General features: G+C 60.7%; 25 protein-coding genes. 17 read left to right on the top strand and 8 right to left on the bottom strand.

Annotated elements, in window-relative coordinates:
* Positions 1-18 precede the first annotated feature (18 nt).
* From J5Y17_RS15400 to J5Y17_RS15390, 3 genes are read right to left on the bottom strand one after another with little or no spacing between them, the layout of a single operon-like run.
* Complete coding sequence (locus tag J5Y17_RS15400) at positions 19-705, bottom strand: GntR family transcriptional regulator (RefSeq protein WP_370628976.1); 687 nt, start codon at positions 703-705, stop codon at positions 19-21.
* Positions 698-1,858: an acetylornithine deacetylase gene (argE, locus tag J5Y17_RS15395; RefSeq protein ID WP_219786260.1), complete on the bottom strand. Its 1,161-nt coding sequence runs from the start codon at positions 1,856-1,858 to the stop codon at positions 698-700. The genes J5Y17_RS15400 and argE overlap by 8 nt, the downstream gene beginning before the upstream one ends.
* A gap of 2 nt (positions 1,859-1,860) precedes the next feature.
* Positions 1,861-3,045: a M24 family metallopeptidase gene (locus tag J5Y17_RS15390; RefSeq protein ID WP_219786258.1), complete on the bottom strand. Its 1,185-nt coding sequence runs from the start codon at positions 3,043-3,045 to the stop codon at positions 1,861-1,863.
* 247 nt (positions 3,046-3,292) lie between these two features.
* Between J5Y17_RS15390 and eutB the strand changes: the two genes are divergently transcribed.
* The 12 genes from eutB to J5Y17_RS15330 all read left to right on the top strand — a co-directional run bounded on the left by eutB (position 3,293) and on the right by J5Y17_RS15330 (position 15,856).
* Positions 3,293-4,300, top strand: coding sequence for a hydroxyectoine utilization dehydratase EutB (gene eutB / locus J5Y17_RS15385; RefSeq protein WP_219786320.1), 1,008 nt, complete (start codon positions 3,293-3,295; stop codon positions 4,298-4,300).
* A complete protein-coding gene (locus J5Y17_RS15380; RefSeq protein ID WP_219786256.1) occupies positions 4,293-5,270 on the top strand; it encodes a cyclodeaminase in 978 nt (325 codons plus the stop codon). Before eutB ends, J5Y17_RS15380 begins: the two co-directional genes overlap by 8 nt.
* 9 nt (positions 5,271-5,279) lie before the next feature.
* The gene (locus J5Y17_RS15375) at positions 5,280-5,765 is read left to right on the top strand and encodes an Lrp/AsnC family transcriptional regulator (protein ID WP_255572129.1); all 486 of its coding nucleotides are present in this window, start codon (positions 5,280-5,282) and stop codon (positions 5,763-5,765) included.
* Positions 5,766-5,886: 121 nt separating this feature from the next.
* Positions 5,887-7,362: an NAD-dependent succinate-semialdehyde dehydrogenase gene (locus J5Y17_RS15370; protein WP_219786254.1), complete on the top strand. Its 1,476-nt coding sequence runs from the start codon at positions 5,887-5,889 to the stop codon at positions 7,360-7,362.
* A 53-nt stretch (positions 7,363-7,415) separates the two neighbouring features.
* Positions 7,416-8,786, top strand: coding sequence for an aspartate aminotransferase family protein (locus J5Y17_RS15365; RefSeq protein WP_219786252.1), 1,371 nt, complete (start codon positions 7,416-7,418; stop codon positions 8,784-8,786).
* 159 nt (positions 8,787-8,945) lie between these two features.
* Positions 8,946-10,391, top strand: a complete 1,446-nt coding sequence (locus tag J5Y17_RS15360) for an aldehyde dehydrogenase (protein WP_219786251.1) — start codon at positions 8,946-8,948, stop codon at positions 10,389-10,391.
* Between the two features lie 246 nt (positions 10,392-10,637).
* On the top strand, positions 10,638-12,107 hold the full coding sequence (locus J5Y17_RS15355) for a 2-hydroxymuconic semialdehyde dehydrogenase (protein WP_219786249.1): 1,470 nt from the start codon (positions 10,638-10,640) through the stop codon (positions 12,105-12,107).
* A gap of 26 nt (positions 12,108-12,133) precedes the next feature.
* Entirely contained in the window at positions 12,134-12,928 is a 795-nt protein-coding gene (locus J5Y17_RS15350; protein ID WP_219786247.1) for a 2-keto-4-pentenoate hydratase, read from the top strand.
* Positions 12,929-12,932: 4 nt separating this feature from the next.
* A complete protein-coding gene (locus J5Y17_RS15345; protein ID WP_219786246.1) occupies positions 12,933-13,877 on the top strand; it encodes an acetaldehyde dehydrogenase (acetylating) in 945 nt (314 codons plus the stop codon).
* Position 13,878: 1 nt separating this feature from the next.
* Positions 13,879-14,898 (top strand): 4-hydroxy-2-oxovalerate aldolase, encoded by a 1,020-nt coding sequence (dmpG, locus tag J5Y17_RS15340; protein ID WP_219786244.1) that lies wholly within the window; start codon positions 13,879-13,881, stop codon positions 14,896-14,898.
* Entirely contained in the window at positions 14,895-15,662 is a 768-nt protein-coding gene (locus tag J5Y17_RS15335) for a 2-keto-4-pentenoate hydratase (protein WP_219786243.1), read from the top strand. The genes dmpG and J5Y17_RS15335 overlap by 4 nt, the downstream gene beginning before the upstream one ends.
* A 2-nt stretch (positions 15,663-15,664) precedes the next feature.
* On the top strand, positions 15,665-15,856 hold the full coding sequence (locus J5Y17_RS15330) for a 2-hydroxymuconate tautomerase (protein WP_219786241.1): 192 nt from the start codon (positions 15,665-15,667) through the stop codon (positions 15,854-15,856).
* A 104-nt stretch (positions 15,857-15,960) separates the two neighbouring features.
* On the opposite strand, the gene J5Y17_RS15325 is transcribed toward J5Y17_RS15330, so the two are convergent.
* A complete protein-coding gene (locus tag J5Y17_RS15325) occupies positions 15,961-16,674 on the bottom strand; it encodes a GntR family transcriptional regulator (RefSeq protein ID WP_219786240.1) in 714 nt (237 codons plus the stop codon).
* 208 nt (positions 16,675-16,882) lie between these two features.
* On the opposite strand from J5Y17_RS15325, the gene J5Y17_RS15320 reads away from it, so the two are divergent.
* Genes J5Y17_RS15320 through J5Y17_RS15310 form a run of 3 tightly spaced genes read left to right on the top strand, consistent with a single transcriptional unit; the run spans position 16,883 to position 19,767 of the window.
* A complete protein-coding gene (locus tag J5Y17_RS15320; protein ID WP_219786238.1) occupies positions 16,883-17,911 on the top strand; it encodes a TRAP transporter substrate-binding protein in 1,029 nt (342 codons plus the stop codon).
* The gene (locus J5Y17_RS15315) at positions 17,895-18,452 is read left to right on the top strand and encodes a TRAP transporter small permease (protein ID WP_219786236.1); all 558 of its coding nucleotides are present in this window, start codon (positions 17,895-17,897) and stop codon (positions 18,450-18,452) included. The genes J5Y17_RS15320 and J5Y17_RS15315 overlap by 17 nt, the downstream gene beginning before the upstream one ends.
* Before the next feature lie 16 nt (positions 18,453-18,468).
* On the top strand, positions 18,469-19,767 hold the full coding sequence (locus J5Y17_RS15310) for a TRAP transporter large permease (protein ID WP_219786234.1): 1,299 nt from the start codon (positions 18,469-18,471) through the stop codon (positions 19,765-19,767).
* Between the two features lie 9 nt (positions 19,768-19,776).
* Here the strand turns inward: J5Y17_RS15310 and J5Y17_RS15305 are convergent, their stop codons facing one another.
* The 4 genes from J5Y17_RS15305 to J5Y17_RS15290 are packed head-to-tail and all read right to left on the bottom strand — an operon-like array spanning position 19,777 to position 23,600.
* Entirely contained in the window at positions 19,777-20,589 is an 813-nt protein-coding gene (locus J5Y17_RS15305) for a heme ABC transporter ATP-binding protein (RefSeq protein WP_219786232.1), read from the bottom strand.
* 1 nt (position 20,590) lies between these two features.
* On the bottom strand, positions 20,591-21,676 hold the full coding sequence (locus tag J5Y17_RS15300) for an iron ABC transporter permease (protein ID WP_219786231.1): 1,086 nt from the start codon (positions 21,674-21,676) through the stop codon (positions 20,591-20,593).
* Positions 21,677-21,680: 4 nt separating this feature from the next.
* A complete protein-coding gene (locus tag J5Y17_RS15295; RefSeq protein ID WP_219786229.1) occupies positions 21,681-22,556 on the bottom strand; it encodes a hemin ABC transporter substrate-binding protein in 876 nt (291 codons plus the stop codon).
* Positions 22,557-23,600 carry a hemin-degrading factor gene (locus J5Y17_RS15290; RefSeq protein WP_219786227.1) on the bottom strand — a complete coding sequence of 348 codons (1,044 nt, stop codon included), beginning with the start codon at positions 23,598-23,600 and terminating at the stop codon, positions 22,557-22,559.
* A gap of 373 nt (positions 23,601-23,973) precedes the next feature.
* On the opposite strand from J5Y17_RS15290, the gene ybaK reads away from it, so the two are divergent.
* Positions 23,974-24,453 carry a Cys-tRNA(Pro) deacylase gene (gene ybaK / locus J5Y17_RS15285; protein ID WP_219786225.1) on the top strand — a complete coding sequence of 160 codons (480 nt, stop codon included), beginning with the start codon at positions 23,974-23,976 and terminating at the stop codon, positions 24,451-24,453.
* Between the two features lie 128 nt (positions 24,454-24,581).
* The gene (locus tag J5Y17_RS15280) at positions 24,582-25,661 is read left to right on the top strand and encodes a Hint domain-containing protein (RefSeq protein ID WP_255572128.1); all 1,080 of its coding nucleotides are present in this window, start codon (positions 24,582-24,584) and stop codon (positions 25,659-25,661) included.
* Positions 25,662-25,752 lie beyond the last annotated feature (91 nt).

Below are 25,752 nucleotides of genomic sequence, written 5' to 3'. Positions count from 1 at the left end.
TGTCCCGACCGGCCCGTGTCACCCCTGCATCCGTGCGAAACTGAGCGAGATATGCCCGCGCCGCAAATGTCCCACCGCATCGAGATCGCCCAGCTTGAGCGCGTCGAGAATGTCCTGCACCTCGCGGGCGTAAATTTCGATCTCCTGCATCAGATCGATCTGTGAGGCCGTCACCTGTTGCAGCCAAATGCGCGTGGTGCGGAAATAGAGCCGCTCGGACATGGTGCGCAGCGGCACATTGGCGGTCAGCTCCAGAAGTGTCAGAAACATATCCCGGTCGAGCTTTGAAAACGCCTTGGCCGAAGGGGTGGATTTGAGCGCCAAGGCGCGCGTCAAAATGGCGTCGATCCGAGCGATGAAGTCCGGCGTTGGAGGCACAGTGTCGAGCGAGGTTTGTAGCAACACCAACTCCTTGCGCAGACGGTAAACCTGCGCCAGCTCCGCCATGTCCACGTCGGTGACCATGGTGCCGACGCCGTGGACAGATGTCACGAGACCCTCGTCTTCGAGGCGGGCCAGAACCCGGCGCAGCGGCGTGCGCGACATGCCGAATTCCTCGGCCAACTCTACCTCGGAAAGTTTCATCCCCGGCGGATATTCCAAAAGGCAAATGCGGCTGCGGATCTCGTCATGTATCCGGTCCAGTCGCTGCCGCGCGTTCCGCGGCTCCTCGGAGATTGAGGCCTCGCTTAGCGTCTCACCCACCGTAACTTTCTCCCAATCGCTCCAGCATGGCCAAGGACTGGCTGAGCTGATCCAGCGCGATATATTCGTCCGGCTTATGCGCCTGGTCAATGGAGCCCGGGCCGCAAATCACCGCTTGCATGCCGATCTCCTGAAACAGCCCGGCTTCGGTCCCAAACGGCACCACATCGGCGCTGTTCGCGCCCGTCAGACGAAACACCAGATCGCGGGCGGCGTTCTCGTCCATCGGCATCAATCCGGCCACTTCGCCGATCACCTCGGTCGCGATCTCGGCCTGTGCTGCGACCCGGCGCATTTCGGGCAAAAGCACGTCGCCGACATAGGTCGCAATCTCACCTTTGACAAAGTCCATGTCGCCTTGCACGACGGGCCGCATTTCCCACTCCAGCGTGGCTTTGCCCGCGATGACATTATGCGCATGGCCGCCTTTGAGGCCGCCGATGTTGATCGTCGTGTAGGGCGGATCGAACCGCGATCCCGGCGGGCAGCGGTCGATCAGAGACTGACGCAGCTCCAGCAACCGATTGATATAGCGCGCCGCATATTCCACCGCGTTCACGCCCTTTTCGGGTGCCGAGCCATGACCCTCCGCCCCCGTGAAGGTGACGGTATATTCACAGCAGCCCTTGTGCCCCTCAATCACCCGCATTTCTGTCGGCTCCCCGATCAAGGCCATAGCGGGGCGCAACTCACGTGCGCGCAAAACTTCGACGAGATCGCGTGCACCGAGACAGCCGACCTCCTCGTCATGGGTGAAGGCGAAATGGATCGGGCGCTCTTTTGCTGCCGCTTTGAGATGGTCGAGCGTTGTCAGGCAGGTTGCGATAAAGCCCTTCATGTCGCAGGTGCCGCGCCCGAAAAGCCTGCCGTCCCGCTCCACCATCCGAAACGGATCGCTGGTCCAGGGCTGGTCCTCGACCGGCACCACATCGGTGTGTCCGGACAGGACCAAACCGCCCGCGCGCTCGGGGCCGAGTGTGGCAAAGAGGTTGGCTTTCTGCCCGCTGGCGTCGTGCAAAACCTCGACGCGCGCGCCCACATCATTCAGGCGCTCAGCAATATAGGAGATCGCGGCGAGGTTGCTATCACAGGACACGGTCGGGAAGGCAATCAGATCGCCCAGAATGTCGCGGCACCGCGCAAGGTCGGACATGGTCAGTCCTTCACATAGAGTTTGCGCGGCACGTTGCAGAGCGTCTCCGCCGGACCGTCTTCGCGGATCAGGATGGTCTCTGTGGTCTCCATGCCCCAGCCATCCATCCATAGCCCCGGCATAAAGTGAAACGTCATACCGGGTTCCAAAACGGTCTCGTCAAAGGCGCGCAGGGACACGGTATGCTCGCCCCAATCCGGCGGGTAAGAGAGGCCGACCGCATAGCCGCAACGGTTCGGGCGTTCGATCCCCACCTTGATCAGTTCTGCGTCCAAAGCGCGCGCGATGTCACAGGCGCGATTGCCGGCGCGTGCGACTTCGATCCCGGCGTTGAGCCCCTCGGTCAGGGCCTCGGCAGCGTCGGTCATGAAGCTCGGCGGTTTGCCAAAGAAAATCGTCCGGCACAGCGGCGCGTGGTAGCGGCGATAGCAGCCGGATTGCTCGATGAAGGTTGCCTCGCCCTTTTTCAATGCCTCGCCATTCCACGTCAGATGCGGTGCGGAGGCGTCTTCGCCTGACGGCAAAAGCGGCACGATGGCCGGGTAGTCGCCCCAGCTGTCGTCCTCGCCCTGCACCGAGGTTTTGAACAGCTCGCCCACGAGGTCGTGTTTGCGCATGCCGGGTTCGGCGATCTCCATGGCGCGTTCGATCACGAGTTCGGAAATCCGCGCGGCGCGGCGCATGAAGCCCAGCTCTTCGGAGGATTTGATCAGCCGGTTCCAGTTCACCAAAGATGAGGCGTCGACCATCTCGGCCTCCGGCAACCCTTCCGCCAAGACGGCAAAGGCGCGGGCGGTGAAGTAATAGGTCTCCATCTCGATGCCGATGCGTTTGTCGCCATAGCCCATGATGCGCAGGTGCGAGGCGAGATCTTCCATCGGGTGAATATCCGTCGCCTGAATATAGCGGTCGGCGTAATACAGGATCTTGTCGTCCTGCATCCACACAGTGCGCTTGGCGCCATTGGCGTCCTGCATTCGGCCCCACCAAATCGGGTCGCCGTCCATCGGCAGGATGACGCCCTGATGGACGTAAAACGACCAACCGTCATAGCCCGTAAGCCAGTTCTGGTTCGAAGGATTGGTGACGAACAGGACGTCGATCCCGACCTCTGCCATGGACTCACGGGTCAGGCGGATGCGGCGGTCATATTCGGCTTGAGAGAAAGGGGCGTTCTCGATGGGCATGGTTTTCTCACATCTTGTGCACAACTTGCGCGTCTGCATGTAGGTTTTCCGTGAAATCAGACGATAAGATCAGATTTCGGCGGGTGATTGGCTTGACACTCAGGTGATTCACTTGGTGTTGTATACATCATTGAGGCGACTGCCATCTTTCCGTCAATCAAAATCAATCGGAGCCTGCCGTGAAACCTGTCTGGACCTGCCAGAATGATGCGACTTTGATCAGGCGCATTGCGTGCGTGACGCTCCCATGGTCGTGATGAAAGACATTCTGGCGGCGGCGCGTGCGATCCACGGTGTCGCGGATGCGACGCCGCTTGTGCCATCGTTGGTGCCGTCGACGGTTTTCGGGCGGAACGGCGGAGCGCTCTGGCTCAAACTTGAGACCTGTCAGCCGATGGGGGCCTTCAAACTGCGTGGCGCCCTGAATGCAATATCGCACTTGCCAGAGGGGGTGCCGGGGGTGACTTGTTGTTCCACCGGCAATCACGGCCGCGCCGTGGCTTATGCTGCGGCGGCGCGGGGACTGCGGTCGGTGATCTGTATGTCAGAGCTGGTGCCGAAGGCGAAGGTCGACGGCATCAGGGCGCTGGGCGCGGAGGTGCACATCTACGGGCGCTCACAAGACGACGCCCAGATCGAAGCCGCCCGTCTTTCCGCAGAGGAGGGTTTGATCGATATTTCGCCCTTCGACGACCCGCATGTGATTGCGGGGCAGGGGACCATCGCGCTCGAGATGCTGGCCGCATGTCCGGAATTGGATGCGCTTTTGATCCCGCTCTCCGGTGGTGGTTTGGCTGCCGGCATGGCGGTTGCGGCGCGGGCGCTCTCTCCAGATATGCGCCTGATCGGCGTGTCGATGGACCGCGGTGCTGCGATGGCCGCGTCGATGCGGGCGGGGCGGCCTGTCGAGGTTGAAGAAGTGCCCAGCCTCGCAGACAGTTTGGGTGGCGGGATCGGTCTAGAGAACCGACACTCCTTCCGGCTGTGTCGAGACCTTCTGGATGAGGTGGTTCTGGTCACCGAAACCGAAATCTATGTCGCAATGCAGGCGCTCTATCATGAGGATCGGATGGTCGCCGAAGGCGCCTCTGTCGTCGGTCTCGCGGCCCTCATGGCGGGCAAGGTGACGCCCAGCCCGCAGATGGGCACGGTGCTCACCGGACGCAACGTCGATATGGCGCAATTCACCCAGGTGATCACCGGACAGGGCGTCACCCTCGGAGATCTGACTGTGAAAGGACTTCCCTATGGCTGACATTCGCATCCTGACAGAAAGCGAGTTGCGCGCTGTGGTGAGGCTCGATCTGGAGACCATCGACGTGATTGAGAACGGGTTCCGCGCCTTGGCCGGGGGCGGCGTGGTCATGCCGCCGGTTCTGTCCATGGCGATCGAGGAACATCATGGCGAGGTCGATGTGAAAACCGCCTATGTGCCCGGGGTCGATGGGTTTGCCTTGAAAGTCTCGCCGGGGTTCTTCGATAATCCGAAGCTGGGTTTGCCGTCGCTCAACGGTCTCATGATCCTGCTGTCTGCCCAAACCGGTCTCGTGCAGGCGGTGTTTCTCGACAACGGCTATCTGACCGATCTGCGCACCGCCGCCGCAGGGGCCGTCGCCGCGCGCCATCTTGCGCCAGAGGTCGAAACGGCGGGCGTCATCGGCACCGGCGTGCAGGCGCGGTTGCAGATGGAAGCGGCCCATCTGGTGCGCCCGTTCAAGCGCTGTCTCATCTGGGGGCGAGATCCGGAGAAGGCTGCGATTTGCGCCGCCGATATTGCCGTGGCGACCGGCGCGGAGGTTGAGGTGATGTCGGACATTGCCGCCTTGGTCGGGCAGAGCCAGCTTGTTGTTACGACGACGCCCGCGACGACGCCGCTGATCGCCGCCGACATGCTCCATGACGGGTTGCACATTACTGCAATGGGGTCGGATCAGGCGGGCAAATCCGAGATTGATCCCTATGCGCTCGATGCCGCTTCTCTTTATGTCTGTGACCGGGTGAGCCAATGCGAGGCGCTGGGCGAGTTGCGCGCCGCGCGGGAGATCGGGCTGATGCGGCCAACACCGCCGGAGCTGGGCCAGATCATCACGGGGCAGGCGGCGGGGCGCAGCGACCCGACCCAGATCACGATCTGCGATCTCACCGGAACGGGCGTTCAGGACACAGCCATCGCCAGCCATGTGTTTTCCCGATTGGGGGATGCAGGCACGGTGATTTCAACGTAGCCTGACGCCATGATCAAACTTGACGCCCGCGATTTCGATATTCTGCGTGTTCTTGCGCAGGAAGGCCGGATTTCCAAATCTGCCCTCGCCGACAAGATCGGCCTGTCGCCGACTCCCGCTTGGGAGCGGTTGAAAAAGCTCGAAAAAGCCGGGCTGATTGAGGGCTATCGCGCCGAGATCAACCTGCGCAAACTTGGGCCCTCTGTGACGGTCTTTGTGGCGGCCGAGCTGGCTGACCACACGCAAGCGTCGTTTCAAACCTTCGAGGCCTCTCTTCAGGCGCATGAGGAAATCGTTGCCTGTTGGGCGCTGGGCGGGGGCTTTGATTATTTGTTGCAGATCGTCACGCGCGATGTGGACGCCTATCAGCGGCTGATCGACACGCTGCTCGATGCCCGCATCGGGATCGCGCGGTATTTCACTTATATCGTCACGAAACAGGTCAAAGGCGGCGGTCCGCCCCCGCTTGGGCTGTTCTTTGATACAGACGGCTAACTGAGTGCCAGTCCAAACGGACTGCGAAGTCTCGATCGTCAGGCCGATTTGTAGCTAAGAGGCGTCAATTTGGTCTCTCCTTCTGCCGCGTCCCGTCACATTGGGCGGGAAAGGAGGCCTCATGCGTAGCACAGCCATTTCCGCCCGCGCGGACATCAAAGACAAACGCCTTTTGCGGGGTTTCGCCTATGTGAACGGCAAATGGACCTCGGGGGAAACGGGGGACAGCTTTGCCGTGATCGATCCCGCGACGGGGGCGCGTCTGGGCGATGTTGCGGCGCTGAGCGCCACGCAGGCCAAGGAATGCGTCGATTCCGCTCAGGCAGCATTTTCGGTCTGGGCGATGCTGTTGCCACAGGAGCGCGCCGCCGTGTTACGCCGATGGTATGTGTTGATCATGGAGGCGCGCGAAGATTTGGCGCGGATCATGGTCTATGAACAGGGCAAGCCCCTGTCGGAAGCTCGCGGCGAAATCGATTATGCGGCGGCCTTCGTGGATTTTTACGCCGAAGAGGCCAAGAGACCGAACATCGAAGGCGTTACCTCACATCTTCCCGACGCGGAGATGGAGCTGTGGTATGAGCCGATGGGGGTGGTCGCCTTGGTGACGCCGTGGAATTTTCCCTCCGCCATGTTGACCCGCAAAGCGGCGGCGGCCTTGGCGGCAGGGTGCACGGTCGTGGCGCATCCCTCGCATGAAACGCCCTATTCGGCGCTGGCGCTTGCGGAACTGGCCGAACGCGCGGGCATGCCCGCAGGCGTCTTTAATGTGGTGACGGGCCATGCGCCCACTGTGGTCAAACCCTGGACCGAAGATGCCCGCGTGCGCGCATTGTCATTCACCGGTTCGACCGAAGTGGGGCGGCTGCTCTATCGCCAATCGGCGGACACGGTGAAAAAGCTTGTGCTTGAGCTGGGCGGCCATGCTCCGGTGATCGTCTTCAAGGGCGCCGATCTCGACCGCGCCGTCGAAGAGGTGATCAAGGCTAAATTCGCGACCTCAGGGCAGGATTGCCTCGGCGCCAATCGCATCTATGTCGAGCGTCCCGTTTATGCGGCTTTTTGCGAAAAATTCACCGCCGCGACCAAGGCTCTGACGCTTGGTACCGGTATGGAGGATCCGGACATCGGCCCCCTGATGAACGCCTCCGCCGTGGCCAAACAGAAAGAGCATGTTGAGGATGCCTTGGCCAAGGGTGCTCACCTGGCCTGTGGGGGCGGTGTCTCCGATTTGGGGCCGTTGTTTTTTGAGCCGACCGTGCTCACCGACGTGCCGGATGAGGCGAAGATCATGCATGAGGAAACCTTTGGTCCCGTCGCGCCGATCACGCCCTTCGACAGTGAAGACGAGGTCGTCGCCCGCGCCAATGACAGCGAATACGGCCTCGTGGCCTATGTGCATTCCCAAGATCCGCGCCGCATCTACCGTCTGTCGCGCGCGCTGCAGTATGGCATGGTGGCGGTCAATCGCACCAAGGTTACCGGCGCGCCGATCCCCTTTGGCGGCGTCAAGCAATCGGGTCTTGGCCGCGAAGGCGCGCGGATGGGGATGCAGGAATTCATGGACGTAAAATACGTCTGCCGCGACTGGGCCTAACTTGGGCAGAACGGTCGCGAAACACCAAATTTTTGACGAGAGGACAGCAGCCTATGTTGACGAATGATCAGCTTTCGAAATGGGATCGTGAGAACTTTTTTCATCCCTCCACACATCTGGCGCAGCACGCGCGCGGCGAGACGCCCAGTCGGGTGATCAAGACCGCGCATGGCGTGCATCTCGTGGACCGCGACGGCACCGAATTGCTTGATGCCTTCGCCGGGCTCTATTGTGTCAACGTCGGTTATGGGCGTCAGGAAATTGCCGAGGCCATCGCCGATCAGGCGCGCGAACTTGCCTATTATCACGCCTATGTCGGGCATGGCACAGAGGCCTCGATCACGCTTGCCAAAATGATCTTGGACCGCGCGCCGGATCACATGTCGAAGGTCTATTTCGGCATGTCCGGCTCGGACGCCAATGAGACCAACATAAAGCTGATCTGGTATTACAACAACATCCTCGGGCGGCCCGAGAAAAAGAAAATCATCTCGCGCCATCGCGGCTATCACGGCTCGGGTCTGATGACCGGGTCTTTGACCGGGCTTGAGGCGTTTCAAAAGAAATTCGACCTGCCGCTGGATCGCGTGATCCACACCGAGGCGCCGTATTATTTCCGCCGCGCTGATCTTGAGATGTCGGAAGAGGCTTTCGTCGCCGATTGCGCCGCCAAACTCGAAGCGCTGATCGAGGCGGAGGGCGCGGACACCATTGCGGCCTTCATCGGCGAGCCGGTTCTGGGCACCGGTGGGATCGTGCCGCCACCTGCGGGCTATTGGGAGGCGATTCAGAAGGTCCTGAATAAACACGACATCCTCCTGGTGGCCGATGAGGTCGTCACCGGTTTTGGCCGTCTCGGCACGATGTTCGGTTCCGAGCATTACGGCATGAAACCCGACCTGATCACCATCGCCAAGGGTCTCACCTCCGCCTATGCGCCTCTGTCGGGCTCCATCGTGTCCGACAAGATGTGGAAGGTGTTGGAGCAGGGCACGGATGAGAACGGCCCGATCGGCCACGGCTGGACTTATTCGGCGCATCCGATCGGGGCGGCGGCCGGGGTGGCGAACCTCAAGCTATTGGACGAGCTGGCGCTTATTCAAAACGCGAGCACCGTTGGCAAATACCTCAATGACGCGATGAAGGATGCCTTGGGCGATCATGCGCATGTCGGCGATATTCGCGGCGAGGGCATGCTGTGTGCCGTGGAATTCGTGAAAGACCGCGACAGCCGCACGTTCTTCGATCCGGCGGACAAGATCGGCTATGGCCTTGCAGGTGCATTGCTCTCTGAGGGTGTGATCGGGCGCGCCATGCCGCAGGGCGACATTTTGGGTTTTGCGCCGCCCTTCTGTTTGACAACCGACGAGGCCGACAAGGTCGTCGATGCCACGACCAAAGCGGTGAAAGCCGTTCTTTGCTAAGGCCGATTGGTCAAATCGACGTAGCACGCTTGAGGGGCGCGCGAGGCGGGGGGCCGACTTGCGCGCCCTGACACATCGAAAATCCATCTGCCGCCTTGAGATCGGCACGGCTCGCTTCATATGATGGCTGTCGACGCGAGAAAGCAGGAGGAGATTTCAATGAGTTTGGATTTGTTGATTGGCGGCATGGATGTCCCCGCCGATGCGGGGCGCACCTATGATCGGATTGATCCGGTGACGGGTGACGTGGCGACGAAAGCCGCCGCTGCTTCTGTCGCGGATGCGCTCAAAGCCGTGGCCAGCGCGCAGGCCGCTTTCGCCGAATGGTCTGCGATGGGCCCGGAGGCGCGGCGCAAGGTGCTTGTGGCGGCGGGCGACATCATGGAGGCGCGCGCGGGCGAGTTTGTCGAGGCCATGGTGACCGAGACCGGCGCCACCGAGATTTGGGCTGGATTTAACGTCCATCTCGCCTCCGGCATGCTGCGCGAAGCGGGCGCGATGACGACGCAAGTGGGCGGCGAGGTGATCCCATCGAACAAGCCGGGCAGCCTGGCGCTGGCGGTGGCGAAGCCGCGGGGCGTGTGCCTCGGGATCGCGCCGTGGAACGCACCTGTGATTTTGGGCACGCGGGCGGTGGCGACGGCGTTGGCCTGTGGCAACACCGTTGTGCTGAAATCTTCTGAAATGTGCCCGAAGGTGCATCGTCTGATTGGTGAATGCCTGACCGAGGCGGGGCTTCCCGCAGGCGCGATCAACGTGATTTCCAATGCGCCCGAAGACGCCGCCGAGGTGGTCAAAGCGCTCATCGAGGCGCCCGAGGTGCGCCATGTCAATTTCACCGGTTCAACGGCTGTGGGCAAAATCATCGGCCGTTTGGCGGGCGAGAACCTCAAGCCCGCGCTTTTGGAACTGGGCGGCAAGGCACCTTTCGTGGTGCTCGAAGATGCTGATCTCGACGGTGCTGTGAATGCTGCCATTTTCGGGTCGTTCATGAATCAGGGCCAGATTTGCATGTCCACCGAACGCATCATTGTTGTCGAGGCCGTGGCCGATGCTTTTATCGAAAAACTCGCCGCCAAGGCCGCCGGCCTGCCCTATGGCAACCCGCGCGACAAGGTGGTTCTGGGTTCTCTCGTGACGGAAAAAGCCGCCGAGAAAATGGACGCGTTGATTGCGGATGCGACCGCCAAGGGCGCGAAACTCGTTGCAGGCGGTGCGCGTGAAGGCGCGATTCATTCGGCAACCTTGCTCGATGGCGTGACGCCCGAAATGCGCATCTATGCCGAAGAAAGCTTTGGTCCTGTGAAATCGGTCATTCGCGTGAAAGATGCGGATGAGGCCATCGCGGTGGCGAACGACACGGAATACGGGCTGTCCTCGGCGGTGTTCTCGCAGGACATCACCAAGGCGATGGACGCGGCGAACCGTATTCAAAGCGGGATTTGCCACATCAACGGCCCGACCGTCTCCGACGAGCCGCAAATGCCCTTTGGCGGCGTAAAGGACTCGGGCTTTGGGCGGTTCGGCGGCAAACTCGGCATCAATGAATTCACGGTCACGCGCTGGATTACGATTGAGAACCCGAAACAGCATTACCCGTTCTGAGGTTATGATATTTCGAACACGTAAGACCCGCTTCGGCGGGTCTTTTTTATGTGTGCTGCACTGCGCCACTGGCTGCCCCGGTGCGCGAAATGCTCTTTCGAGGTCTTTGATATAAAATCGTTTAAAACCCAACTTTGAATTAAAAATCGTTTTTATTTGACATGAACGATAAATTTTCGCCATGATCCCCCACAGGGCGCGGCTTCGCCCGAGCAATGATTGAGAGCAAAAATGAGAGACGGGTTCATGACCTCCACACGCGACGCGACGCATTTCATCAATGGGGAATTCACGTCGGGCACCTCGGGAAAGACCTTCGACAATATCTCGCCGGTGACCGGCAAGAGGATCGGCATCGTACCTGAAGGGCGTCAACCCGAGGTGGACGCGGCGGTAGCGGCGGCGCGGGCGGCGCTTCGTGGAGACTGGGGGTATATGCCCTTGGCGGCGCGGGCGGAGATGCTCCATGCCGTGGCCGATGAGATCAACCGCCGGTTCGATGATTTTCTGGAGGCGGAGATTTTGGATACGGGTAAGCCTAAAGGGCTGGCGTCCCATGTCGACATCCCACGGGGCGCGGCGAATTTTAAAATCTTTGCGGATCTTGTGAAAAACGTCCCGACCGAGAGCTTCATGCTCGACACACCTGACGGTTTTGGCGCGGTGAATTATGGCGTGCGTAAACCCAAAGGCGTGATCGCGGTGATTTCGCCCTGGAACCTGCCGCTCTTGCTGATGACGTGGAAGGTCGGCCCGGCGCTCGCCTGCGGTAATACGGTGATCGTGAAACCCTCGGAGGAAACGCCGCTGACCACGACGCTTTTGGGCGAGGTGATGAACACGGTGGGCGTGCCGAAAGGTGTGTTCAACGTGGTGCATGGCTTTGGCCCGGACAGCGCGGGAGCTTATCTCACCGCGCATCCGGATGTCGATGCGATCACTTTTACGGGCGAGACCCGCACCGGCGAGGCGATCATGCAATCCGCCGCCAAGGGGCTGCGTCAGGTGTCGATGGAATGCGGCGGCAAGAACGCCGGGATCGTGTTTGCGGATGCGGATATGGACAAGGCGATCGAGGGCACGCTGCGCTCGGCCTTCTCGAACTGTGGTCAGGTCTGTCTTGGCACCGAACGCGTCTATGTTGAGCGGCCCATCTTTGACGAATTTGTTTCCCGTCTGAAACAAGGCGTCGAGATGATGAAACTCGGTCCCTCTGAGGACCCGGAAACCTCCATGGGGCCGCTGATTTCGCAAGAGCACAGGGACAAGGTGATGTCCTACTACAAACTTGCCGTCGAGGAGGGCGCGACGGTCGTGACCGGCGGCGGTGCACCGGAGATGCCGGACGATCTGAAAGGCGGCGCTTGGGTTCAGCCGACGATCTGGACCGGGCTTGCGGAAGATGCGCGTTGCATCAAGGAAGAGATTTTCGGCCCCGTCTGTCACATCGCGCCGTTTGATAGCGAGGAAGAGGTAATCGAACTGGCCAATGACACGAAATACGGTCTCGCGACCGCGATCTGGACCGAGAACCTCACGAAAGCGCATCGCGTGGCGCGTCAGATCGACGTGGGGCTGGCTTGGGTCAATTCCTGGTTCCTGCGCGATCTGCGCACGGCCTTTGGCGGCGCGAAACAGTCCGGCATCGGGCGCGAGGGCGGGGTGCATGGTCTGGAGTTCTATTCCGAGCTGACCAACGTCTGCGTGAAACTCTGAAGGGCAAGAATCTGAAGGACAGCGAAATGACAAGCGAAGCGAACATTCAAAAGGCCGCCGATCAGCTTTGGCAGGCTTGGGAGAGTGGGACGCCCGGAGATCCGATCCGGGGGCTTCTCGACGCGGGCGATGTGGACGCGGCCTATGCCGTGCAAGAGATCAACACTAAGCGCTGGCTGGGTAGAGAAGAGCGTGTGCTCTCTGGCCGCAAGATTGGGCTGACCTCTGTCGCCGTTCAAAAACAGCTCAGTGTGGATCAGCCGGATTACGGTATGTTGTTTGCCGATATGGAATATATGGACGGCGAGGAAATCCCGATGTCCGCCGTGCATCAGCCCAAAGTCGAGGCCGAGATCGCCTTTGTGGTCTCCGCTCCGCTGAATGGCGCGCATCTGACCATGGTCGATCTGATGGCCTCCATCGGCTACGCGGTGCCTGCGCTCGAAATCGTTGGCTCGCGGGTCAAGGATTGGGACATCCGCATCACTGACACCATTGCCGACAACGCCTCTTCGGGCATTTACGTTTTGGGCCAGACCCCGAAACGCCCCGGCGATTTCGATCCGCGTCTCTGCGGCATGGTGATGACCAAAAACAACGAGCCGGTGTCGGTCGGCGCGGGGGCGGCCTGTATGGGCAGCCCGCTCAACGCGTCGCTGTGGCTGGCGCGGACCATGGCCAAGGCCGGCCGTCCGCTTGGACCGGGCGATGTCATTCTCTCCGGGGCGCTGGGCCCCTTTGTTTCGGCTGAGCCCGGCGACGTGTTCGAAGCTCGGATCAACGGTCTGGGCTCTGTCCGTGCCGCTTTCGCAAAGGAATAAGACTATGGAAAAGATCAAATGTGCCATCATCGGCTCGGGCAACATCGGCACCGATTTGATGATCAAGATCATGCGCAATTCCAAGGTGTTGGACATGGCCGCGATGGTTGGGATCGACCCCGCGTCCGATGGTCTGGCCCGCGCGGCACGTCTCAATGTGGTGACCACGCATGAGGGCATCGAGGGGCTTGTGAAGTTGCCTGAATATAAAGACATCCGCATCGTGTTCGATGCTACGTCTGCGGGGGCGCATCAGCGGCACAATGAGGTGCTGCAAAAAGACGGCAAACAGGTGATCGACCTGACGCCTGCCGCCATCGGGCCGTTTACCATTCCACCGGTCAATCTGGATGCAAACCTCGACCAGATGAACGTCAATATGGTGACCTGTGGCGGTCAGGCGACCATTCCGATGGTCGCAGCGATCAACCGCGTCTCGCCGGTGATCTACGGCGAGATCGTTGCCTCTGTGTCCTCAAAATCCGCCGGGCCGGGGACGCGTGCCAATATCGACGAGTTTACCCAAACCACCGCGCAGGCCATCGAACAAGTTGGTGGTGCGAAACGCGGCAAGGCGATTGTTATTCTGAACCCGGCTGAGCCGCCGGTGATCATGCGCGACACGGTCTATTGTCTCTGCGAAGAGGCCGACCAAGATGCGATCCGCGCCTCTATCCTTGAAATGGTTGAAGAGGTGAAGACCTATGTGCCGGGCTATCGCCTCAAGCAAGAGATCCAGTTCGAACATTTCGGTGACAACAGTCCGCTGACCATCCCGGAAAGCGGCGGGGTGTTTACTGGCCTCAAGGTCTCGGTCTTCTTGGAGGTTGAAGGGGCTGCGCATTACTTGCCGGCCTATGCGGGGAACCTCGACATCATGACCTCGGCGGCGATGAAGACCGCAGAAGCCCTCGTTTACAAACGCAATTGGGTCAAGGAGGCCGCGTGAGATGACCAAGGTTTACATTCAGGACGTGACGCTTCGCGACGGCATGCATGCGATGCGTCACCAGTACGATCTGGGCCATGTGCGCGCGATTGCTGAGGCGCTCGACGAGGCCGGTGTGGATGCCATCGAAGTGACCCATGGCGACGGGGTGGCGGGGTCCACCTTTAACTACGGCTTCGGGCGCCAGACCGATGTGGCGTGGATTTCCGAGGCCGCGAAAGTGGTGAAAAACGCTAAGCTCACCTGTCTCTTGGTGCCGGGCATCGGCACGCTCGATGACCTGAGACAGGCGCATGATGCCGGTGTCGTCTCCGTGCGCGTGGCGACCCATTGCACCGAGGCGGACGTGGCCGCGCAGCATATTGCGGCCGCGAAAGAGATGGGCATGGATGTCTCGGGCTTTCTGATGATGGCCCATATGAACCCGCCCGAAAACCTCGCCGAACAGGCCAAGTTGATGGAAAGCTACGGTGCGGATTGTGTTTATTGCACCGACTCCGGCGGGCGTCTGACGATGAAAGACGTCTCCGCCCGGATGGAGGCTTATAAAGCTGCTTTGAGGCCCGAAACCCAGATCGGCGCGCATATGCATGAGAACCTGTCGCTCTCGGTGGCGAACTCGGTTGTGGCGGTCGAACATGGTGCTTACCGCGTCGATGCCTCGCTTGCCGGTATGGGCGCTGGCGCAGGCAATACACCGATCGAGGCCTTCGCCGCCGTCGCCAATCTCTATGGTTGGGAGCATGGCTGTGACGTGTTCAAATTGCAGGACGCGGCCGAGGACTTGGTGCGCCCGCTACAGGACCGTCCGGTGCGGGTGGACCGCGAGACGCTGACGTTGGGCTATGCTGGGGTTTATTCAAGCTTCCTGCGCCACGCCGAACGCGCCGCCGAGATGTACGGCCTCGACACGCGCGATATTCTCGTGGAACTGGGCAAACGCCATATGGTCGGCGGTCAGGAAGACATGATTGTTGATGTGGCCCTCGACATGGTCAAAACCAAGGAGGCCGCAGCATGAAAAGCCTCGCAGAGCTGGCAGACTACGTGGACGAAGCGGCGCGCACGGCCACAGAAATCCCGCAAATCTCCGACACGCGGGTGTTGAGTGTCGAGGAGGCCTACGCGGTTCAGGCTCTCTCGATGCAGCGCCGCTACGCGCGCGGCGAAAAGCGCATTGGTATCAAAATGGGGCTGACATCGCGGGCCAAGATGATCCAGGTCGGCGTCTCCGACGTCACTTGGGGGCGACTGACCGACGCGATGCGCGAAGAGGAAGGCGGCGTGGTCTCGATGGCGAATTATGTCCACCCGCGCGTCGAGCCGGAGATCGCGTTTTTGATCAAGACACCACTGTCGGGCACTGTCTCCGCGTTGGAGGCCATGTCGGCGGTGGAGGCCGTGGCGCCTGCGCTTGAGATCATCGACAGCCGCTATAAGGCGTTCAAATTCGATGTCGGCGACGTGATTGCGGACAATTCGTCTTCGTCGGGCTTCGTCGTTGGCACTTGGCACAGCCCGGAGACGGACATCTCGAATTTGGGCATGGTGCTGTCGATCAACGGCCGTCCGCAAGAAATCGGGTCAACGGCGGCGATCCTCGGCCATCCGGTGCGCTCGCTTGTGGCGGCGGCGCGGATGGTGGCTTCGGCGGGGGAAGAGTTGAAACCCGGCGACATCGTTCTCGCGGGCGGCGCGACGGCGGCGATCCCGATGGACGTGGGGCAATCTGTGTTGCTTGAGGTCGAAAACCTTGGTCAGATCGGGTTCAATATCGGAGCGTAGTTATGCCATTCATCGAAGTGACATTGGTCGAAGGCCGCACGCCGCAGATGAAAGCCAAGCTGATTGAGAAGGTGACGGAGGCAACCGTCGAGGCCATCGGCGCGCCGATTGAGGCGATCCGGGTCTGTATCCGTGAAGTGCCCAAAGAGAATTGGGGCGTGGCGGGTCAGCAGAAATTCATCAGCCCGGATTGAAAGCGTAAGACTTATACACCCAGACCAGACAGGCCGAAACTTGCAGGTCGAAACGTGTTAGGACGGCAGCGTTTTTCAAAGCGCTGCCGTTTCCGTTTCGGGGCTTACTCGCTCAGATCATGCTGCTGTGTGAGATCCGTGTAGGACTTCTCGATATGTGCCTCGATGGCCGCAACACAGGCCTCGATATCCCCCGCAATCGCGGTGTCGAAAATCGCCTTATGCTCGATCCGAACATCGCGGGGCAGGGAGCGGTCGCCGATCAGGCGGCGGTGGTAGCGATAGGAATGTTGGTGCAGCGTTCGGCGGAACCGTTTCAGCCAGGCGTTGTCGCAATTCTGCACGAGGCAATCGTGAAAATTGGAGTTCCACGTGTCCCAGTCATGGGCGAATTCGGGTTTGCCTTCGCCGATCAACCGCTCTTCGATCCGCGACAGGCGGTGATAGGCGGCGACCAGATCGGCCTCCCAGACGTCGGACCGGTTGCTCAGGGAAATGCGGAGGGCCTGTGCCTCGATCAGTTTGCGGGCATCTGTGATGTCGCGGAAATCTTTGAGCGTCAGAGGGGCGACGCGAAAACCGCGTTGCTGCTCCGAGGTCACCAGCCCGTCGATCAACAGGCGCGAGATCGCCTCGCGCATGGTGGAGGTGGAGACGCCGAATTCCAAACGTAATTTATCGACATGCAATCGCTCGCCTGGCCCCAACGCGCCCGAGATCACCCGCTCGCGGATTTGCTCCTGGACCGTTTCAATGGCGGTTTTCTTGCTGGTGCCTTGGGATTTGTCGCCGGAGGCAAGGGGATGTGGCTCGTTCATATCGCTTTGGCTTTAAGGGATGCGTGTCTTTCTCTAGCAATGGCACCGCGCCGTTCAAATGTCGAGGATTTGCTATCATTGCAGGTTTGTTAAAAATAATCGTTTTTTATTTGACGCAACGATTTTGACCGTTAATCTCTTTTGCAGAGGAGGAGTCGCGGGCGCCGGGGAGGCTGGCACGCGCGGCCGCAAATGGAGGAGAGACATCATGAAATATAAGCTGACCGGCGCGCTTTGCGCCGCGGTTTTGGGTGGCGGCGTCATCGGGGGCGCTCAGGCGGAGGAAAAGGTGGTGGAGATGAGCTTCTCGCACGATCTGCCGACCCAACATCCGCTGCATTCCCAAGGCTTTCAGGTCTGGGCCGACAGCATCCGCGCGGCCTCGAACGGCACACTGGACATCAGCTTTTTCCCCGCCGGTCAGCTCGGCAAGGCCGAGGATGAATATGACATCGCCAAATTCGGCATCGCCGATTTCGTCTGGGCCAATCCGGGGCATACGCCGGGGCGCTTCCCGATCATCGCATTGGGAGAGCTGCCGTTTTTCATCAAATCCGGCCTTGGCGGCACCGAGGCGATGAACGAATGGTATGCGGAGTATATGGATCAGGAGATGGCGGATGTGAAATTCTGTGTCGTGCACCTGCACGATCCGGGCACCTTGCACAGCTCGTCGGAAATCCGCGTTCCTGCAGATATGAAGGGCAAAACCATTCGTCCGGCCAACGGCACCATCGGGCGTCTGATCCAAAGCATGGGCGGGTCCTCCGTTCAGGTTGGCCCCTCCGAGGCGCGCGAAGTGATCGAACGCGGTGCGGCAGACGGCATCACATTCCCGTGGCGCTCGATTTCGATTTTCGGCATGGATGACGTCGTTAAATATCACCCCGACATGCCGCTCTATGTAACCAATTTCATCATCGCGATGAACAAGGACCGCTATGCCTCTCTCTCCGGGAGCCAGCAGGGTGTGATCGACGATCATTGCTCTCCGGAATGGGGCGCAAAGATTGCGTCTGGTTGGGTCGAATTCGACAATGAGGGCAAGCGCCTGTTTCAAGAGAACCCGGAGCACAATGTGCTTGAGTTGACCGATGAGGAGCTGACGCAATGGAAAGATGCGTCGGCCTTCCTGCTCGACGACTGGAAAGCCAATGTCACCGCCAAGGGGCTTGATGCTGAGGCGATCTACAATGCGTTCGTGGAGCGGCTTGAGGCCCATGACGCAAAATTCTGACACCTCCCGTGATGTCTCCTCCGGCGGGGCCTTCGGGCTTCGTCGTTTCACCGCTTGGGTCGAATTTGCGGCCGCTTTTCTCATGGGGCTGGTGACGCTTTTGGCCTTTGGCTCTGCCGTGATGCGCTATGCGTTCTCCGCGCCGATCCCCGACAGCCACGACATCGGACGGCTGGCGCTTGGCGTGGCGATATTCTGGGGCGTGGCGACGGTGAATTACACGGGCACGCATATCTCCGTCGATCTGCTCTATGAGATGTTGGGCAAGACCTGGCGTCGGGTGATGGATTTCATCTCCACCACATTGGTGCTGGTGTCCTTTGCGGTGCTGACCGTGATGATGTCGAAGAATGCGCAGGACGTGTTTGCCACCGGCGAGCATTCCTATGATCTGCGGTTTCAGATTTGGCCGGCCTATTGGCTGATGGTCGTCGGCGCTGGCCTTGCGACGCTCACCACGGCGGTGCGGCTTTGGCTCATTCTCACGGATGACACACCGCATATGCATGAGGACCAGCCGGTCCACATGATCGAAGAATAAACATAAAGAGGCTGCAATGGACCGGGAAACGGTTATGATCGTGGGCTTCGTTGCCCTGTTCCTCATGATGGCCATTCGCGTGCCGATTGCCATCGCGATGAGCCTTGTCGGCATTGGGGGCTTTGCCGCAGTGGTCGGCCCGTCGCAGGCGCTTCGCCTTGTGTCGCTCTCGCCGCTGTCGACGGCGACCACCTATCATCTGGGGATGATCCCCATGTTCATCCTGATGGGGGCTCTCGCGACCCGATCCGGCATGAGCCATGAATTGTTCCGCGCGGCCGGGGCCTGGTTGGGGCATCGGCGCGGCGGGCTTGCGCTCTCGACGATTGCGTCTTGCGCCGGGTTTGCCGCGATTTCCGGCTCCTCCATCGCGACGGCGGCGACGCTGACCAAGGTTGCTTTGCCGGAAATGCGCCGGGCGGGCTATTCCGACACCGTCTCCTCCGGCGTGATCGCCGCGGGCGGCACGGTCGGCATCCTGATCCCGCCCTCCATCGTGCTCGCGGTCTACGGCATCATCACCGAACAGGACATCGGCAAGCTCTTTATCGCCGGTCTCGTGCCGGGGCTTCTGGCGGTCGCGCTCTATATGCTGACGGTGTCGATCATCGCCTATATGCGGCCGGACGACATGCCTGTGGGGCCGCGTCAGGGCTGGGGCGAGCGGTTCAAATCCCTGCGCGATGTCTGGGCCATCGCCTTGTTGTTTCTTCTGGTGGTCGGCGGCATCTACGCCGGTGTCGTGACCCCGACCGAGGCCGCATCGCTGGGCGCTGTGGGGGCTTTGGTGATCGGGGTGGCGCGTCGGCGTTTGTCTTGGGCGGACATCAAATTCTGCCTCGTCGACAGCCTGCGCATCTCGATCTCGATCTTCTTCGTCTTCATCGGCGCGCTGCTGTTTTCCTATTTCCTCGCCATCACCCGCGCACCGCAGCAGGTGGCAGAATATCTCACCGCTCTGCCGATCAGTCCGATGGGCATCATGGTCCTGATCCTGATCCTCTATCTGGTGCTGGGCTGTGTCTTGGACTCGATGGCGATGGTGGTGCTGACTGTGCCGATCCTGTTTCCGGTCGTCACCAGTCTCGGCTTCGATCCGATCTGGTTCGGCGTGATGGTGGTCATGGCGATCGAGTTGGGGCTGATCACACCGCCCATCGGGATGAATGTCTTCGTCATCAATTCGGTCGAACGCAACATCGGGCTGACGACGATTTACAAAGGTCTCTTGCCCTTTATCGCCATCGACGTGGTGCGGATCGCGGTGCTGTTGTTCTTCCCCTCGATCGCGTTGTTCCTGCCAAGCTTGATGTAGGTTGTGCCTTCAGGCGGGCAGGGCGGCGCTCGTCACTTCACTGGCCTGAGGCAAAATCCAAGGCCCGCCACAGGGTGGTGGCGTGTTGGTCCTGAGCGCGCAGCCATAGCAGGCCGAGAGCGCATGATCGGTGAGCACCTCCTGAGGCGTGCCTTCGGCGCGGAGTTTGCCTTCGCTCAAGAGCGTCACCCGATCCGCGAACATCGAGGTCAGGTTCAGGTCATGCATCAAGGCGATCACACCGCCTCCACGCCGGGCGTAGTCGCGGGCGATCTCCATGACGGTGAGCTGGTGCCCGATGTCGAGCGCGGAGACCGGTTCGTCGAGGATCAACCAGCGCTGATGCCCGTCCAACACCGGTTCCCAGATTTGCACCAAGACGCGCGCCAGCTGTGCGCGTTGCCGTTCGCCGCCCGAGAGCTCCTGCACCATCCGGCCTTCGAAACCGTCAAGCCCGACACGGGCAAGGGCCGCATGGGGCAGATGTTCCAAGCCGCTCGCGCGTCCGGTTGATAGCCCGGCGGTCAGGCCGAGACGGACGAGTTCCAGGACGGTAAAGGGAAAGGCGATGTTGCCCGATTGCGGCAGAACCGCCCGGCGCTGGGCGAGATCGAGGGCCGAAAGCTGTGACAAAGATGTGCCGTCGAGGCTGACCTCGCCGGTGAACGCCTGTTCCCCGGTCATGGCGCGCAAAAGCGTGGTTTTGCCGGACCCGTTGGGGCCAACGATGGCGGTCACTTCGCCCGCGCGGGCAGAAAAATCGACCGCATCGAGCACTTTGTGCGCCCCGAAATGCACGCTGATGTCTGAGGCTACAATCATTTCAACTCTCCAAAAGGGCGCGGTTTTTCAAGAGGATCCAAAGGAAGAACGGTCCACCGAGACAGGCGGTGACGATCCCGATGGGCAACTCGGCGGGGGAGACCGCCAGACGGCTGATCATATCGGCGAGCAACAACATGATCGCGCCCAAAAGCGCTGCGTTGGGCAAAAGGTTGCGATGTTCGGGGCCTTGGATCAGCCGCAAAAGATGCGGCACGACGATGCCGATAAAACCGATGCCGCCGGTGATCGCCACCGACGCCCCGACGGAGCCAGCGACCGAGAGGATCGCAATGCGTTTCATCCGCTGCGTGTCGATGCCCATGTGGCTGGCGACCGCTTCGCCCAGAGCCAAAGCGTCCAAAGCGCGGGCCAGAAAGGGTGCTGTGATCAGTGCCAGCGCGATGATCGGCCCTGCGGTCAAAAGTTTCGCCCAAGTGGCCCCTGCCACCGATCCCATGCCCCAGAACGTCAGGTCGCGGAGCTGGTCGTCGGTGGCTTTGTAAACGATGAAGCCGGTGAGCGCACCGGTCAGAGCGCCCAAAGCGATGCCCGCGAGCAACATGGTGGCGACCGAGGTTCGCCCACCGCGCGTGGCGATTTTATAGAGCACCAAAGTGGAGACCCAACCGCCGAAGAACGCCGCAAGGGGAACGAGGTAGGCGCCGACAAGGTTCTGTAGGGCAAAGGGCAACAGCCCGCCCAAAACAATCGCCGCCACCGCGCCAAAGCCTGCGCCGGCCGAGACGCCGACAAGGCCCGGATCGGCCAGAGGGTTACGAAACAGCCCCTGCATTACCGCGCCCGCGACGGCCAGAGCTGCGCCCACCAAAGCGCCGGTCAGGACGCGCGGCATGCGGATGTCCCAGACCACGGTCATGTCGACCAGACGTGCTTCGCCGATACCGAATTTGGCCAAAAGTGCTGCGATCACATCCGTGTCGCCCGACGCGCCCCAGCCCAACCCCATGAGCATGGTGAGCGCCAAAAGCGCGATGAGCCCGAGGCGTACGAGACGCGCTTTGGCACGGCGGTCTCCGGCGAGAGGTTTCATGTTTTGCACAGGGCGGGTCTCGGCGATGGTCATTGGCTCACTCTATAACAGCTGCGGACCAAAGCGCGTCATGCAGCTCTTGGGCAAAGAGCGCCGTGCGGGGGCCAAAGCCCAAAGCGGTGGGGGAGACTTCGACAAAAGCGCCGTTTTGACCGGCGGGCGTGTGGGCCAGAGCGGGCAGGTTGAGAATGTCGGCGCGGTTGCCGTCATGCTCGCTTTCCCCTGTGGGCTCCATCATCAACACCACATCGGGCGCGGTGGCGATTATCGCCTCGTCGCTCATGATTTTATACCCCTGATACTCGGAGGCCATGACGTTCGCGGCACCTGCGAGCGTGATGATGCCATCGGCCCCTGTGCCTGCGCCCGCCACATTCAGCCGCCCGCCTTGGTTGGACAGGATGAAGAGCACGCGGGGCGGGGTGCCTGCGCTCTCGATGGACTGATGCAGGCTGTCGAATTGGGCCTGAACCTCGGCGGCGAAGGTGTTGGAGCGTTCGGGGACGCCCAAGGCCGCGCCCACGGTGTGGATCGCATTGATCACGGCGCTTTCGGAAAACCCGTCTTTGATGTCGACCATCGGAATGGCGGCTTTGCGCAACTGATCGAGCACCTCGGGCGGCCCGGCGGTGTCGCGCGTGACGATCAGGTCGGGGCCAACGGAGAGCACGCCCTCCGCCGACAATTGCCGCATGTAGCCGACGTCGAGCAGATCGTTGACCTCTTCGGGGTAGAGCGAGGTGGTGTCGCGGGCGACAATGCGCGCGCCTTGGCCCAACGCGTAGATGATTTCGGTCACCGGCCCGCCGATGGAGACGATGGATGTGGCCTCCGGGTAGCTTTCAGCCGAAACAGATTCAGCCTGAGCCGAGAGGGGAAGGAGAAGGGCAGCGCTCAGCAGAAGATGTTTCATTCACGCCCCCGGCAGATCGGCGAGGATCTGATGCCATTGCGCGAGATCGTCATTATCGCTGTCACGCTGGCCAAAGCATTGGAAGATCAGCCCACCCTCGGCGTCAAAGGCCTCAAGCGAAATCGCAGGCCCGCGTTTGGTCGGTTTCTCGACCGCATAAACCTCGGCCAGATGATCGCCGCGCAGGTGCAGGTTGAAGCGTGGGTCGAGCACATTGAGCCACGGTCCCATCGGCTTGACGTTATCGAGCGTGCCCCAGTGAATTTGAATGTTGCCGCGATTGCCGACGAAGAGGATCACCTTTTGACGCGCCTCGGAGGTGGCATTCAGGAAGGTCTCGACAGAGGAGGGCGCGACCTTGCGCACGAAAGGTTCCCCCGCGAGGCGATAGGCGCCGAGGCGGTTCATGCCGAGTTTCGCCGCCAGCCGGTTGAACTGATGCGTGTCGGTCATGCGCGCCCATTCTTCCATCAGGATGTCGCGCTTGTCTGCGTTGATCTTGGCGCCTTCGGTGGGCCGGCGCGGTTCGACCTCGATCTCGGGGCTTTGATCCTCAAGGCGCAGCACGTCGATCAGAGGCTGCCAAGCGTCATGGTTGGAGCTATCGTGCAGAAAGATTTTCTGAAGCGCATCGCCCGCGTGATCGAAGAACTGCAAGGTGCGGCGCAGGCCCTTTTCGGTCTCATTCTCGATGGCAAAGCCGAACGCCCAATGTTTCGGGAAAATCCGCGTGTCGATTTCCTTGCCCAGAACCATCGAGGCATGTGGACCGGATTTATACTCTTCAAAGGTGCCGACGCGCTCATGGACGCAAGAGACATTGCGGGTCAGAGACATCACCTCGCCCAAGCCGGTCAGCTGCGGCATCACATCGTCGGGGGTGGCCGAGATGCGGGTGACGCTGATGTCATCGGATGTACCAACGTGGGCGGCGACCAGTTCCGCCTCGGAGATGCCGAGGCTGTCGGCCAGATCGCGGTCGCGCTTTTGGGTGTTTTCGGATTTTGCGGCGCGGATGTCGTCCGCAGTGAGGGGCTTGTTCATGGTGTAGGCCTCATGAAAAGAGATGAAAAAGGCGCGCGGGACACGAAGGAAAACCCCGCGCGCGGGCTTGGGTCAGAGGACCTTGGCAATCGAAAGAAAGAGGGTGCTGCTTATAGGGGGTGCGACCAGAGCGGTCGGTGAAAGCGTGCGGATGTAGGTGGGGTGTCGTGGCAAGGCCGGGCTCCCAAAGTCAGATATGCGGACGATGAGCTGGCGTGGCGCTTGCGGTTTTTTGTGTTGGGTATAATTGTTGAGTTATTTTGTCAAGATTAAGTCTGCAATCCTGTCCAGACACTTGTGAGAGCCACAGCCTTCCTCAGACCGGAAACGGCTCTATAAGAGAAGGCGTCATAAATGCGCCAAGAGGTCGATCATGAGCACAGCCACCCCCGCGACACGATTTCTGGATCGACAGGGCTTGAGCTATGAGGTTTTGGAATATGATTACGGTGGCGGGGACGGGCCGATTGGCCTGCAGGCGGCGGAGGCCATCGGCTGGGCGCCGGAGCGGGTGTTCAAGACTTTGATGGTCGAACTGGATGGCAAGCCCGCCTGTGCGGTGATCCCCGCGGATCGGTCCTTGTCGATGAAGAAATTCGCGAAGGCCATCAAGGGAAAATCTGCAGAGATGATGGCGCCGGTGAAGGCCGAGCGCCTGACTGGGTTTCACACCGGCGGCATCAGTCCTTTTGGTCAGAAAAAAGCGGTGCCGACGGTGTTCGACGACACAATTCTGGCGGTGGAGGCTCCGGTGGTGATCAATGGTGGCAAGCGGGGCTTGATGGTCTGTCTCGATCCAGGCCCGGCCATCGCGGTGCTCCGTGCGAGCGTGGCGTCGATTTCGGTCGAGTAGCACACCTAAGGCCCGTGGGTATGAGGATGCGGCACACTGTCGCTTCGCATTTTGCAAAGATGCGGCAAGAAAAATATTAACACTGCGAATCGCCTGTGTTAACGTGCCCGCAATAAAAAAAGAGAACTATGGCAGGCATACAGGCAATGAGAACGGGCTTTTCCGGCACGTTTGTCATCGCGTGGACGCAGGGGGAGCTCGACGGGCTTCGTTCTGCACCGCTTACGGCATTGACGGTTGGTGCATCATGGCGCTGGACCGGAGAGGCCGTTTGCGTCGATGGAGCACGCGATGTCTACGTCTTAGAGAACGCAATTGGGCAAGCTGAGTTGCATCAGCGGGCAGCGCTATCCGTGCGCCGATTGGTCGGCGAAGCTCTCGGGAATACCTCCGCCTATCACGACGGTGAGACCCGTGCGCGCCTGTTTGACGGCGGGTTTGATGTGACCGATGGCCTTAAGCGCTATGAAATCACGCTGATCGACATGCCGGAACTGGGCACGCCTTTGCTGATGTTTCTGGGCGAAATTCCCCCCGCTGACACGGATCTTTGGGTGGTCTCCGCCCATGTCGCCGTGGCGCATGAGGCAAAAGAGGCCAGTCCCGGTGGCGTGATCTGCTTCACGCCTGGCACGAAAATCCTGACGCCCGATGGCGCCCGGCCCGTTGAAGACCTCAGCGAAGGCGACGCGATCCAGACCAAAGACAACGGTGTGCAAAAACTGCGCTGGATCGGGCGACGTCACATCACCGGCGCGCGGCTCTACGCCATGCCGGAATTGCGCCCGGTGCGGTTCAGGGCCGATGCGCTTGGCATGGGCGAGCCGGACGAGGACCTGATTGTCTCGCCGCAACACCGGATGGTGATCCGAGGCCAAGCGGCGCGCGATCTTTATAATGCCGACGAAGTTCTGGTCTGTGCCAAGGATCTGGTCAACGATCAGTCCATCGTGCTGGAGCATCATCTCAAGGCACTGGACTACATCCACCTCTTGTTCGATACCCATCAGGTGATCTTTGCCAACGGGTTGGAGACGGAGAGCTTTCATCCAGGATTTGCCGATCTGAGCGATGTTGCCTTCGAACAGCGCGCCAGGCTTTTGGAGCGGTTCCCGTATCTTCTGGATCAGACGGAAGGCTACGGTCCGGCGGCGCGGCGCACGTTGTCTGCGGCGGAAACGGCGATCATTTTGCATAAGGTGGCGTAAGGCGCCGAAGCACGCTTGACTCCGGCTGTCGCGGCTGTATAAGCCCGCCATCCGGTGTGCAGCGATGTGCGCCGGGTTATTCATTGGTGTT

Origin of the sequence: Celeribacter sp. PS-C1, assembly GCF_019429625.1 — a bacterium.
Taxonomy (GTDB): domain Bacteria; phylum Pseudomonadota; class Alphaproteobacteria; order Rhodobacterales; family Rhodobacteraceae; genus Celeribacter.
This window is presented reverse-complemented; position numbering and strand designations above follow the sequence as displayed.